14 protein-coding genes are annotated in these 12,909 nt (G+C 37.2%); 8 read left to right on the forward strand and 6 right to left on the reverse strand.

All coding sequences use genetic code 11. The features are described from left to right. Positions 1-9 precede the first annotated feature (9 nt). From hisD to D017_RS12100, 6 genes are read left to right on the forward strand one after another with little or no spacing between them, the layout of a single operon-like run. Positions 10-1,293 carry a histidinol dehydrogenase gene (hisD, locus tag D017_RS12075; protein WP_035336779.1) on the forward strand — a complete coding sequence of 428 codons (1,284 nt, stop codon included), beginning with the start codon at positions 10-12 and terminating at the stop codon, positions 1,291-1,293. A gap of 32 nt (positions 1,294-1,325) precedes the next feature. Beyond that, positions 1,326-2,372 (forward strand): histidinol-phosphate transaminase, encoded by a 1,047-nt coding sequence (gene hisC, locus D017_RS12080; RefSeq protein ID WP_035336780.1) that lies wholly within the window; start codon positions 1,326-1,328, stop codon positions 2,370-2,372. Further along, entirely contained in the window at positions 2,372-3,508 is a 1,137-nt protein-coding gene (hisB, locus tag D017_RS12085; protein WP_035336781.1) for a bifunctional histidinol-phosphatase/imidazoleglycerol-phosphate dehydratase HisB, read from the forward strand. The genes hisC and hisB overlap by 1 nt, the downstream gene beginning before the upstream one ends. After that, positions 3,508-4,089 carry an imidazole glycerol phosphate synthase subunit HisH gene (gene hisH / locus D017_RS12090; RefSeq protein ID WP_021778957.1) on the forward strand — a complete coding sequence of 194 codons (582 nt, stop codon included), beginning with the start codon at positions 3,508-3,510 and terminating at the stop codon, positions 4,087-4,089. The genes hisB and hisH overlap by 1 nt, the downstream gene beginning before the upstream one ends. Next, complete coding sequence (gene hisA / locus D017_RS12095; protein ID WP_035324881.1) at positions 4,086-4,808, forward strand: 1-(5-phosphoribosyl)-5-[(5-phosphoribosylamino)methylideneamino]imidazole-4-carboxamide isomerase; 723 nt, start codon at positions 4,086-4,088, stop codon at positions 4,806-4,808. The genes hisH and hisA overlap by 4 nt, the downstream gene beginning before the upstream one ends. An 11-nt stretch (positions 4,809-4,819) precedes the next feature. Beyond that, positions 4,820-5,335 (forward strand): DinB family protein, encoded by a 516-nt coding sequence (locus D017_RS12100; protein ID WP_035336782.1) that lies wholly within the window; start codon positions 4,820-4,822, stop codon positions 5,333-5,335. Here D017_RS12100 and D017_RS12105 read toward each other — a convergent pair. The 4 genes from D017_RS12105 to D017_RS12120 all read right to left on the reverse strand — a co-directional run bounded on the left by D017_RS12105 (position 5,332) and on the right by D017_RS12120 (position 8,716). After that, positions 5,332-6,177, reverse strand: coding sequence for an alpha/beta hydrolase (locus D017_RS12105; RefSeq protein ID WP_035336784.1), 846 nt, complete (start codon positions 6,175-6,177; stop codon positions 5,332-5,334). The genes D017_RS12100 and D017_RS12105 overlap by 4 nt on opposite strands. 5 nt (positions 6,178-6,182) lie before the next feature. After that, the gene (locus D017_RS12110; protein ID WP_035336785.1) at positions 6,183-6,542 is read right to left on the reverse strand and encodes a cupin domain-containing protein; all 360 of its coding nucleotides are present in this window, start codon (positions 6,540-6,542) and stop codon (positions 6,183-6,185) included. A 1-nt stretch (position 6,543) separates the two neighbouring features. Further along, positions 6,544-7,089: a hypothetical protein gene (locus tag D017_RS12115; RefSeq protein ID WP_035336787.1), complete on the reverse strand. Its 546-nt coding sequence runs from the start codon at positions 7,087-7,089 to the stop codon at positions 6,544-6,546. A gap of 91 nt (positions 7,090-7,180) precedes the next feature. Continuing rightward, the gene (locus tag D017_RS12120; RefSeq protein ID WP_035336788.1) at positions 7,181-8,716 is read right to left on the reverse strand and encodes a helicase HerA-like domain-containing protein; all 1,536 of its coding nucleotides are present in this window, start codon (positions 8,714-8,716) and stop codon (positions 7,181-7,183) included. Positions 8,717-8,841: 125 nt separating this feature from the next. On the opposite strand from D017_RS12120, the gene D017_RS12125 reads away from it, so the two are divergent. Then, positions 8,842-9,327: a RidA family protein gene (locus D017_RS12125; protein WP_035336790.1), complete on the forward strand. Its 486-nt coding sequence runs from the start codon at positions 8,842-8,844 to the stop codon at positions 9,325-9,327. A gap of 21 nt (positions 9,328-9,348) precedes the next feature. Continuing rightward, entirely contained in the window at positions 9,349-10,476 is a 1,128-nt protein-coding gene (locus D017_RS12130) for a hypothetical protein (protein WP_035336791.1), read from the forward strand. A gap of 61 nt (positions 10,477-10,537) precedes the next feature. On the opposite strand, the gene D017_RS12135 is transcribed toward D017_RS12130, so the two are convergent. Next, the gene (locus D017_RS12135) at positions 10,538-10,939 is read right to left on the reverse strand and encodes a PUR family DNA/RNA-binding protein (protein ID WP_035336792.1); all 402 of its coding nucleotides are present in this window, start codon (positions 10,937-10,939) and stop codon (positions 10,538-10,540) included. Positions 10,940-11,012: 73 nt separating this feature from the next. Then, a complete protein-coding gene (locus D017_RS12140) occupies positions 11,013-12,770 on the reverse strand; it encodes an ABC transporter ATP-binding protein (protein ID WP_035336793.1) in 1,758 nt (585 codons plus the stop codon). Positions 12,771-12,909: the final 139 nt, after the last annotated feature.

The raw sequence follows: 12,909 nt of genomic DNA on the forward strand, positions 1-12,909 counted from the left end.
TACGTTGCTATGAATAAGATTTATAATCCAGAAAGAAGTGAGTGGGCAGAAATTTTAAAAAGACCTACTCAAACTGTAGATGATATAGAAGCCACCGTTACCGATATTTTTAAGGAAGTAAAGGAAAAAGGAGATACTGCGGTAGCAAAGTACACAAGCATCTTTGATAATGTGACTCTTGAAAGCACTGCAGTGACTGATACAGAAATAGAGGAAGCGCAAGAGCTTATATCTACCGAGTTAAAGGAAGCCATACAACTTGCAAAAGGTAATATTGAACGTTTTCACACAGCTCAAAAAACAGAGAGAGTAGCTATTACTACTACAGAAGGTGTAGATTGCTGGCAAGAAAAAAGGCCTATTCAAAAAGTGGGTCTTTATATACCGGGAGGTACAGCGCCATTATTTTCTACTATCTTAATGCTTGCAACGCCAGCAAATATCGCTGGTTGTAAAGAGATAGTATTATGTACACCACCAGATAAAGAAGGAAAGGTAAACCCTGCCATTCTTTATACAGCAAAGCTGAGCGGAGTTACAAAAATATTTAAAGTAGGAGGTATTCAGGCTATTGCTGCGATGACCTTTGGTACAGAGAGCGTTCCTCAAGTTTATAAAATATTTGGACCAGGTAATCAGTTTGTGACTGTTGCAAAGCAGCTTGCTACAAAGCACGGTGTAGCTATAGATATGCCAGCAGGCCCATCAGAATTACTTGTTGTGGCAGATGATGCTGCTCAGGCAAGTTTTGTAGCTTCAGACTTATTAAGTCAGGCAGAGCACGGTGTTGATAGTCAGGTGATCTTGGTTTCTACATCAAAGGATTTGATAGACGAGGTAGAAAAAGAAGTAGAAGAGCAGATGAGTACGCTTTCGCGAAAGCGTATTGCTGAAAAAGCTATTGATAATAGCAAGCTCATTTATGTAAAAGATGATGAGACGGCACTCGCGCTGATAGATGAATACGGTCCAGAACACTTTATAGTTTGCACCTCAAATGATGACTACTATGTAGATAATATAGGGAATGCGGGGTCTGTTTTTATAGGCAACTATACGCCAGAAAGCGCTGGAGATTATGCATCTGGTACAAACCACACCTTACCTACAAACGGTTATGCTAAGCAGTACAGCGGTGTAAATCTAGATAGTTTTATGAAGTCTATGACATTTCAAAAAATATCTGAAACTGGAATAAAAAATATAGGTCGTGCTATAGAACTTATGGCAGAGGCAGAGGGTCTTGATGCTCATAAAAATGCGGTAACTCTTAGACTTAACGCAATAAAATAAAGCAGTAAAGATTATTAAGTACGTATAGCACAATGAACAAATTTGACATAAATAAGCTCGTAAGAGCAAATGTTGCAAGAATGAAACCGTACTCTTCTGCGCGAGATGAGTTTACAGATTTTGATAAAGAAATGGTTTTTCTAGATGCAAATGAAAATCCGTTTGATAATGGTGTAAACCGTTATCCAGACCCGCAACAGCGTAGTTTAAAGAGTTTGGTAGCCTCTCAAAAAAAGGTCTCAGAATCTCAGATTTTACTAGGTAACGGAAGCGACGAGGTGCTCGATCTTATTTTTAGAGCATTCTGTAATCCTGGAGTAGATGGTATTATTACGGTACCACCTACTTACGGTATGTATAATGTACTGGCAGGTACAAATGACGTAGCAAATACAGAGGTACTTCTTACCGAAGATTTCCAACTGGATACTAAAGGTATTCTGAATGCTGTGAGTGATACTACAAAGCTCATTTTTATATGCTCACCAAATAATCCTACGGGTAATATGATCAAACCTGATCTTATTATTGAGGTTTTAGAAAACTTTAATGGGTTAGTAGTTCTTGATGAGGCATATATAGATTTTGCAGCAGCAGAGAGTTGGATATCACAATTAGAAAATTATCCTAACCTGGTAATCACCCAAACGCTTTCTAAGGCTTACGGTCTTGCTGGTATACGCCTAGGTTTATGCTTTGCAAGTAAAGAAGTTATTGCGATTCTTAATAAAATCAAGCCTCCTTATAATGTAAATGCATTAACGCAAGATCGCGCTTATGATAGATTGAGCGATTTACGTATGATTTATAATGAGGTAGATATCTTAATTGATAATAGAAAAACACTAGCAGCTGTGCTTAAAGAGGTGGCTTTTGTAGAAAAAGTATATCCGTCTGACGCAAACTTTATTTTAACTAAAGTAGACGATGCAAACAAGCGTTATAACCAGCTTATAGAAAAAGGAATAGTTGTGCGCAATCGCAGCACACAGGCGCTTTGTGAGAACACACTACGTTTTACAGTAGGGACCAAAGAAGAAAATACAACACTAATAAACGCATTAAATACAATACAGTAATGGCAAAAAAAGTACTTTTTATCGACCGCGATGGTACAATGATTAAAGAAACGGTAGATGAACAAATCGATGCGTTTGAAAAAATGATTTTTTACCCTAAGTGTTTTACTTGGTTAGGTAAGATTGCTCAAGAGCTCGATTATGAGTTAGTGATGATTACAAATCAAGATGGTCTAGGTACAGATTCTTTTCCAGAAGATACATTCTGGCCAGTGCACAACTTCATTATGAAGTCTTTTGAAAATGAAGGTGTTGTTTTTGATAATGTATTTTTAGATAGAACTTTTCCGCACGAAAATAAAGACACTAGAAAGCCTGGGACCGGTTTACTTACACAATACTTTTCTGAGGAGTATGATCTCAAAAACTCTTTTGTAATAGGTGATAGACTTACAGATATGCAACTAGCGACAAATCTGGGAGCTAAAGGAATCTATATCAATGATAACACAAACCTCGGTACTGGTGAAATTACCATCTCTGAAGATGAGCTCAATAAAGACATTGCGCTAGAGACAAACGACTGGCAAAAAATATACGAGTTTTTAAAATTAGAAAGTCGTGTTGCTACGCTTACGCGAAAAACTAATGAGACAGACATAAACATAACCCTTAACCTAGATGGTACGGGTAAATCTAACATAGATACAGGTCTAGCTTTCTTTGACCATATGCTTGACCAGATAGCGCGTCACGGGCAAATGGACCTTGATATTCAAGTAAAAGGAGACCTAGAAGTAGATGAGCATCACACTATAGAAGACACGGCAATCGCACTAGGAGAAGTGTTTGCCATTGCTTTAGGTAATAAATTAGGAATAGAGCGTTACGGTTTTTGCTTGCCTATGGATGACTGTCTTGCACAAGTTGCTATAGATTTTGGCGGTAGAAACTGGCTCGTATGGGAAGCAGATTTTAACCGTGAGATGATAGGTAAAATGCCTACGGAGATGTTTTACCACTTCTTTAAATCATTTACAGATGGTGCAAAGGCAAACCTAAATATCAAAGCCGAAGGAACAAACGAGCACCACAAGATTGAAGCTATCTTTAAGGCATTTGCAAAAGCGATTAAAGTAGCTGTAAAGCGTGATGCAGATAAAATGATTCTTCCATCTACAAAAGGAATGTTATAATGAAAATTGTGATCATTAATTATGGCGCTGGAAACATCCAGAGCATAAAATTTGCGATAGAGCGTCTTGGTTATCAAGCCGTTTTAAGTGATAGTGAAGAAGAAATACGTAGTGCAGATAAAGTCATTTTTCCTGGAGTAGGAGAGGCGAGTAGCGCTATGAGTAAATTACGAGAGACTGGTCTTGATAAAGTGATTCCTACACTCACACAGCCTGTGCTGGGTATCTGTCTGGGTATGCAATTAATGTGTACAGGTTCAGAAGAAGGAGATACTATAGGACTTGATATTTTTAATGTAGATGTAGTACGCTTTCGCGAAAGCGTAAAAGTCCCACAAATACAGTGGAACACCATTAACAATCTATCATCACCACTTTTTAATCAAGTAGCCGAAGATTCTTTTATATATATGGTGCACAGTTTTTATGCTCCCGTAGTAGAAGATACAATTGCGACTACCACGTACGGACTTCCTTACAGTAGTGCTCTTGCCAAAAATAATTTTTATGGAACTCAGTTCCACCCAGAAAAAAGTAGCGCTGTAGGAGAGCAAATACTTAAAAACTTTTTAGAATTATGAGAATAATACCCGCTATAGATATCATAGATGGTAATTGTGTGCGTCTCTCAAAGGGAGATTATAACACAAAGAAAATATATAATGAAAATCCGCTGGAGGTTGCAAAGCAGTTTGAGGCACACGGTATCACGCATTTACACCTTGTAGATTTAGATGGTGCAAAAAGCAAGCACATTGTAAACCATAAAATCCTTGAGCAAATAGCTACAAAGACTGCTTTAAAAGTAGACTTTGGAGGAGGTCTTAAAACAGATGAAGATTTGCGTATAGCCTTTGAGAGTGGAGCTTCTCAAATAACAGGTGGTAGTATAGCTGTAAAAAATCCAGATACGTTTAAAAGTTGGTTGTCAAAATTTGGCAGTGATAAAATTATCTTGGGAGCAGATGCTCATCATCGTAAAATTGCTATTTCTGGCTGGCTAGAGGAGTCTGATGATGATGTGGTGGAGTTTATAAACGCTTATCAAAAAGAAGGTGTCTCTTATGTAATCTGTACAGATATAAGTAAAGATGGTATGCTAGAAGGGCCTAGTTTTGACTTATATCAAGAAATACTTGCTAGCACACCAGACTTAAAACTTATAGCTTCTGGAGGAATTTCTACCTTTGACGAGTTGCCAAAGCTTGCAGAGATGGGCTGTGAGGGAACCATTATAGGGAAGGCAATCTATGAGAATAGAATCTCATTAAAGCAACTAGAAGATTTTATACTAAGTTAGAACGTTTAGATATGATTAATACCTGGCATCAAGATTTTAAGGACAATGCTATTTTTAGACTAGAAGAGAATGTGCGTATGATAAGTATTGCGCTTTCTAAGGTGGTAGAAGAGGAGCTGTGGACAAAGCAAAACCAGAGTCTCAATACACTTGGTAACCAGTTATTACATATCTGTGGGAATATGACACAATATATCGTTTCTGGACTAGGCGGTAATCCAGATGAGCGTAATAGAGAAGAGGAGTTTAGTACTGAAGATGGTTTTACAAAAGATGAGTTGCTACAACGACTTTTACTTACGGTTCAAACTTCTACTACTATTATTGATGATGCTACACCAGAAAATCTTTTAAAAAAGAGAAACGTACAAGGTTTTGAGCTTTCTGGTACTGGTATCGTATTACACGCAGTTGAGCACTTCTCATATCACACGGGGCAGATCGCTATGCAAGTAAAACTTGTTATAGACCAGCCCCTTGGGTTTTATGAGGGAATGAACTTAAACACTCTTAATGAAGAAGATTAAAAATCTTTCTTTAAAAATTTAATAATTTCAGATCTTACTTCCTCTTGATAGAGTGAGTGACCAAAACCTTCGGTCTCAATGTAGGTGCTTCCTTTCCAGTTTTTATGAATGTTTTGTGAGGCAGATACAGGAGTGATTTTATCAAACTTATCGTGGATTATTAAAGCAGGTAGGGTAAGCTCTTTTGCAAAAGCTGCACCAGAAAAACCTTTAAAATCGAAACCAAATAACTCCTTTACGAGCTGTTCAAGAGAATTCATCGTTCTATTGTTGAGTCCAAGTATAGCTCTATAACCTACCATTATCTCACTAAGCTCTGATGCAGATCCTAGTATTACTGCAGATGTAAATTGTGTAGGTTTATAAGTATACTGATGAAAAACCGTAGCTAGCCCACCTATAGAGTGCCCTATAATATGGTCCGGTTGGTATCGTTGTACAGCTTCTTCTATCGCTTTTGCATAACGAGGGACATTGAGGAGCGTCCCTGTAGAGTTACCGTGAGCCGGTGCATCTATGGCATAGATGTCATAGTTTTCTTGCTGTAGTTCTTCCACTAGTTTAAACCAGCGATGCGTGTTGCTCTCCCAGCCGTGTATGAGAAGTACTTTTTTACCAGTGCCTTCCCAGCGATATGCTTGTAAATCGCACGATCCAGAAGTAAAGCGCTCATAGGTAGCCTTATTAAGGTAATCTATTTGCTCACCATAAGGTTTTCCTTTGCGCGGAGTACAAAATATATTAAAAGCTTGCTGTGCCGCAGCTTTAGGGTTTGTTATACTTAGTGCGTTGATTTTTGCTCCTATTAATTTAGGAATAAATCTTTGTAAAGTCTTTTTCAAAATTTTTATTCTTCTCGGTGAACAGAATCTGGTGAAAACGCAGGAGTACAAATAGCCATATACTCACACTCTGCATCAAAGGGATTGCTGTATTGCACTCTCGTGTTACGATCGATTTTGATACTTTGCCCTGCGTGCAGTACAATAGTGTCTCCGTCTATGATAAACTGTTTTTTACCTTTTATGATATACGTGTACTCATCAAACTCTGGAGTTTGAAATGGCTCACTCCACCCAGGTGGAGCAATCATATGAGCGATGCTTATATCATTATTACCATCTGTCGCTTTTCCCCAGTGCTCCTCTATGGTTTTACCATCTGTAGTAGGCACAATAAAAGGGCTTTTTTGAATCTTATAACTCATATTACCAGCTTATTTGGACATATTTGATAGGAGCGTCATCCGGAATTTGGGAGAGCTCTACTTTAGATTGTGTGTCAAACATAAGCTCAGATGGAAGGTGCTTTTTATCAATTGTAAAAAAGATGTCATTATCCTCGATAAGCACCACAATAGTAGAGATTAAGTTATCTATGCGTTTAATCTTATAACCGTCTTGAATATCCTTAAAGGTACTTTTGGTTGTAACGCCTTCAGTTGTTTTATAGCGCTCATCATATACTCGGATATAGTTAATGGTCGCATCACTTTCACTTGAGCTTGGACCTAGTTCGAGTAGCTTTTTACCTCCTTTTTCAAATACAGTTACATATCCTTGTGGCGTCCTAAAATCTGTACTTCCACTGGCATCTACAAGACTGTCATTTACAAAAGTTGTTTTTAGTTCGCTAACCTTCGTTGTTTTCGTAAGAGGTCCAACAGTCTCATTAGAGATACTGAAGTTGCCAGAATTGCTACAACTTGCTACAATAAGGCCTAATAGTGATAATGTTATAAAGTGTTTTTTCATAAAATATGGATGCACATTAAGTGCAATAAGTGATATTATTTATTTTAAAACTAACGTTAGATTAGTTTAAAACATTTTAAGAATTTGTAATTTATTTGAGCATTTTACCAAGTATACCAAATACTCCACGTATTACTGTAGCACTTGTAAGTACCTTGATTAACGCTTTTGCACCAGCGCTTTGTGTACTTTTTGAACTAGATGATCTCGAAGAGCTTTTCGTTGCTTTTGCTCGCTCTTTTTTTGCTTTTTCCTTTGCTTCAGATTCGTTTGCTTTATCAATCTTTTTCTGTAAAAGTTCGTAAGCACTCTCACGATCTGTGAGTTCGCTATACTTTTCTACAAGCTCAGATCTGTCGTTGAGACTATTAATTTCTTTTTGAGTAAGCACGTCCATACGGGACATAGGAGCACGTAACATGGTTGCCGCAAGTGGAGTAGGGCGACCTTTTTCATCAAGAGCAGATATTAATGCTTCACCTATACCTAACGATGTTAATACAGACTTGGTATCGTAATATGGAGAATCTGGATAGTTTTCGGCAGTAAGTTTTATTGCTTTTCTATCTTTTGCAGTAAAGGCACGTAAAGCATGTTGCACTTTTAGACCTAGCTGACTCAATACTCCATCTGGAATATCTGTTGGGTTTTGTGTTACAAAATAAATCCCAACTCCTTTAGAACGTATTAATTTTACAATACTCTCTATCTGGCTATGCAGTGCTTTTGAGGCTTCTTTAAAAATAAGATGCGCTTCGTCTATAAAAATTACAAGCTCTGGCTTACCGCTATCACCTTGCTCTGGAAAGGTAGAGTAAATCTCTGCTAGCAAACTTAACATAAATGTAGAAAACAGTTTAGGTCTATCTTGAATATCGGTAAGACGAATCACGTTTATAACGCCACGTCCATCCTCTGTTTTTCTTGTAAGATCATCTGTGTCAAAAGACTTCTCCCCAAAAAAGATATCTGCTCCTTGTTGTTCTAGTTCTACTATTTTACGCAAGATAGATCCAGAAGAAGCTGGAGATATTCTCCCATAATTTTCTTCTATTTCTGCTTTTCCTTCTTTAGTTGCGTATTGTAAGATTTTTTTGAAATCTTTTAAATCTAGTAAAGGCAATTTATTATCATCACTATATTTAAAAAGAATAGAGATGATACCAGATTGTGCCACCGTAGCATCAAGTATACGAGAGAACAGTACAGGTCCAAACTCACTTACCGTAGCTCTCAGGCGCACGCCATTTTGCTCAGATAGCGTGAGTAGTTCTACAGGAAAGTCTTTGGCCTCAAAGGGAACACCAATTTTAGCATGGCGCTCATCTATCTTTACGTGACCAGGACTTGCTTTTGCAATACCAGAGAGATCCCCCTTCATATCCATCAAAAGGACAGGGATACCTTTGTCAGATAAGTTTTCGGCTATTATTTGTAGTGTTTTCGTTTTACCAGTTCCGGTTGCTCCGGCTATAAGCCCGTGGCGGTTTAAAGTTTTGAGAGGCACTTTTACGTGCGCATTTGTAATAGTCTCGCCCTCTAGCATTGCAGCTCCCATCGTTATAAAGTCTCCCTTAAACGTGTTACCGGCATTTATAAATTCTAAAAATTCTTGTTTTTTATCCATATTGGTGGGTTGTTAGTGCGCTTTCGCGAAAGCGCACTACATCATGTACTCTAAAGCTTAAAAATACATAATCCTTAAAAAAGGTTCTCATCTATATGTACATTTATTGTCTAAAAACAATCTATATGAAAAGCCTTCTCTTAAGCGCCTTGAGTTTATTACTTCTAATATCTTGTCAAGAAAGACAATCTCTTATAAGACAAGTGCCAGAAACCAAAATTGAAATTAATGAAAAACCGGTCTTTCATAAATCTCATGAAATTACAAAGAAAGACGCACCTTTTTCTGACGTCGTACAAGTGGGCAGTATGTATTTTTTATCTGGTCAAATTGGTTTAAATCAAAAAAACCGAACATTAGTACCAGGAGGAATAACAGCCGAAACAACCCAAACTTTAGAGAACATAAAAGAGGTGTTAGCACAACACGATATGGATATGACTAATGTGGTTAAGGCACTCGTGATACTTGATAATATAGAAGATTTCAAAGCCTTTAATGAAGTATATACATCTTATTTTCCTCAAAAGCCTGCTAGAACAACCTTTGCTGCCGAAGCTCTTGCGCTAGGGGCAAAAATTGAAATAGAGGTGGTTGCTGTTAAAAAATAATAAGTACCTTTTAGAAAAAAAATGAAGTTATTAGCCAGGTTCTCTTCCATACTCATATGTCTCACATTCTTGAACTGTGATAATGACGATTCGTTTTCTTCAAATAATATAGATGAGCGAGTAATACTACCTGAGATTGCAATAATAGGGGATGACCTCACTACTGGAGAAAATTTTAATCTTGTAGAATGGACCGCATCTTATGAAGATATGACTACTAAAGATCTTCAGGAAACGATTGGGTTTGAGTTTGGCTTCTTGCAAAGTACCATAGGGACAGAATTTGCATTTGCATTAGATTTTCCAACAACATCCTATGTGTTTTATGATATTGTTACAGGTGGTATGAGAAGTGTAACAGATTTTTTTAACCCTGAGAATGCTACAAATAATTTTTATACTGTAAATACTGGTCAAAGTTTGCTCACCTATTATCTCGATGCTACGAGTAGTTGTTGTGACATTTATATACAGAGCTTTAATCAAATATCTGGTGCAAGTTCTGAGTCTTATTTGGGTAATGCAGATGTTGCGCCTGTGCAGTTTAATGTTTTTGCTGGTGGTGATAAATCTTTTGCCATAGGAGTAGATACTTTTACGGGAATACGTAAATTATTTGTAACTAGCGCCATAGATGGAGAGCGCCTAGGTGTTATAGATGTGAGTGAGTATGGTGGATTTATGTATAATGATGTGCGAGATGAGATGTACCTCTTTAGTTTTAACGAGGACGTGTTAACTCATGTTGTTCTTGACGTGAGCACCTTTATAACAAGTGAACTTTCTTCCTTTCCTTTAGGATTAAGCATAAGTGAAGGCTATAATGAAGCCCAGTTCTCTCAAAATGAAATGGTTTTTAAGGAGTTTGACGGGATTACGTCTAGCATTTACACTTATGACACCAATACCATAGAAACTTATGACAGTACGGATTTAATAAACAGAATTTTTGAAGAAACAGGTCGAGGGATCAATATTGTAAATACGTCAATAGATATTAATACAAGCACCTACGTGGTGATGGGAACCTATACTGAGGACAATAGTACACACGGTATGGTGGTATTGATGAGCTTAGATAAGGATGTGTTACTCACGTTAGATACAGGTAATGTGAGACCTCAACAAGTGATTTTCTTAAGAGATTAATAAAAAAAACACCACTTCGTGAGAAGTGGTGTTTTTACTGTATAACTACTTTAGTAATTTATTAAATATCATCAAAGCTTACATCTGTAAACTTCTCCGGGCTCATGTGGCTAGGTTTCTCTGAAGAAACAGCTCCTGAGTCTACAACTTCTGTTGGCTCTGGGCGTGAGTAATCATTCTGGTGACGGTCTGATATTACTTCTTCTCCTTTTTCATCAAGAATGTATGAAGTCATATCATTTAAGTTTTCTGTAAAACCAGCAAAATCTTCTTTGTATAAGTAGATTTTATGCTTCTTAAAATGGAAAGAACCATCGTCATTTGTAAACTTCTTGCTCTCTGTAATGGTAAGGTAATAATCTCCTGCCTTCGTAGATCTTACATCAAAAAAGTAAGTGCGTCTTCCAGCTCTTAAAACTTTTGAGAAAATCTCTTCATTGTCACGTCCTTCGTAATCACTCATAATATTCCTTATTGTTTGGATTGTGTTTATCTACTTCAAAAATGATAAAAAATTAGCCATTGCCCAATTATTTCTACATTTCTTTTTCGTCTAGTTGTTTTACGTAAAGTTCTTTATAGTAGCCTTCTCGCTCTATTAGTTGATTATGAGAACCTTGCTGTGTGATTTTCCCATCTTCTATGATAAGAATTTGATCGGCATTTTTTGCAGATGATATTCTGTGACTTACGATAATTGTAGTTGTATCGGTCGTTAGTTTCTCAAGATTATTAAGAATTTCTTCTTCAGTCTCTGTATCTACTGCGCTTAAACAGTCATCTAGAAGTAATATTTTTGGGTTTCCTATAAGAGCTCTGGCAATGGATACACGCTGCTTTTGGCCTCCAGAAAGTGTGATTCCACGCTCTCCTAAAATAGTGTCATACCCATTTTTAAAATCAATGATGTTGTGGTGTACAGATGCCGCTTTCGCGAAAGCGTAAACCTGTTCATCACTAGCGTCTGTATCGCCAAACTTGATATTCTCACCTATGGTATCAGAAAACAAGAACGCATCTTGAGGTACATATCCTATTTCTGAACGCAAATCATCAAGATTAACGTTTTTCATAGCATAGCCGTCTATTTGAATTACACCGCCTGTGACGTCATATAACCTCCCTATAAGTTCTAGAATAGTTGACTTTCCAGAGCCTGTAGGACCTATAATCGCTAGAGTTTTTCCAGGTTTTATTGAGAATGAAACATCTTTTAATGCTGTGATATTAGTGTCATCATAGGTGAATGTAACCTCTTTAAACTCGATAGCGCCAGTAATAGGTGTGTGGCTACTTACATTATTCTGAATTTCAGGTGCTATTTCTAAAAATTCATTAATACGTATTTGTGAAGCTTCGGCTGCTTTAATTATAGAGGTTACCCATCCTACGGTTGCTACTGGCCACGTAAGCATGTTTACATACATGATAAATTCTACTAGCGTACCTAAATCTTTTATGGTACCGTCTATATATTGTTGTCCTCCCACAAAGATCACTATGAGATTACTAGCACCTATTAACCCTATCATAAGAGGGAAAAAGAAAGCTTGTACTTTTACGAGATCTAAGTTTTTCTCTTTGCTATCTTCACTAAGCTGTGCAAAATCTTTAAAAGTATTTGCCTCTAGCGTGTAAGCTTTAATCACAGAAATCCCGCTAAAGGATTCTTGAGTAAACGTTGTAAGTTTTGAGAGATACTCTTGAACGATAGTACTCCTTACGTGTATCGCGCGACTTAGTTTATATATAGCAATAGACAGTATAGGTAAAGGAATAAGAGTGTAAGCGGCTAGGGAAGGAGCCATTCTTACCATATAAGGTATTACAACAGCAAATAAAACGAGTGCTTGCAAGAGGTACATGATTGCAGGACCTACATACATACGTACTTTAGTCACATCTTCAGAGATGCGATTCATGAGGTCTCCGGTTCTGTTCTGCTTGTAAAAGCCTAAGCTTAGTCTCTGGTATTGCTGGTATACATCATTTTTAAGATCGGCTTCTATAAAACGAGAAACTACAATAATAAGCTGTCTCATTAAGAAGGTAAAAAAACCAGATAGCACGGCTGCTCCTAATAATAGGCCCAATTTAAAGAGCATAGATTTTTTTAGACCAGCGAGATTATTTTCTCCAGCATTGATGTAAGTCTCTACGTCGTTTACAATGTCACCTACGATATCCACATTAAAAACGGCAAAGACACGAGCCGCGATCACTATAAAGAAACCGGCTATAAGACGCCATTTATATCGTAAAAAATACTTGTTAAGAGATTTTAATGCACCCATCGCCGTACTGCAATTTTTTTGAAGCGCTAAGGTCGGTTTTTTTTAAGACCTATGCGAGCCAAATTTTACTACAACATAATCGATAAAACATGGAGATACTTTTAGAAATACTGTATTTTTGCACCGATTTTAAAAATGA

The organism is Dokdonia sp. PRO95 (genome assembly GCF_000355805.1).
Taxonomy (GTDB): Bacteria; Bacteroidota; Bacteroidia; order Flavobacteriales; family Flavobacteriaceae; genus Dokdonia.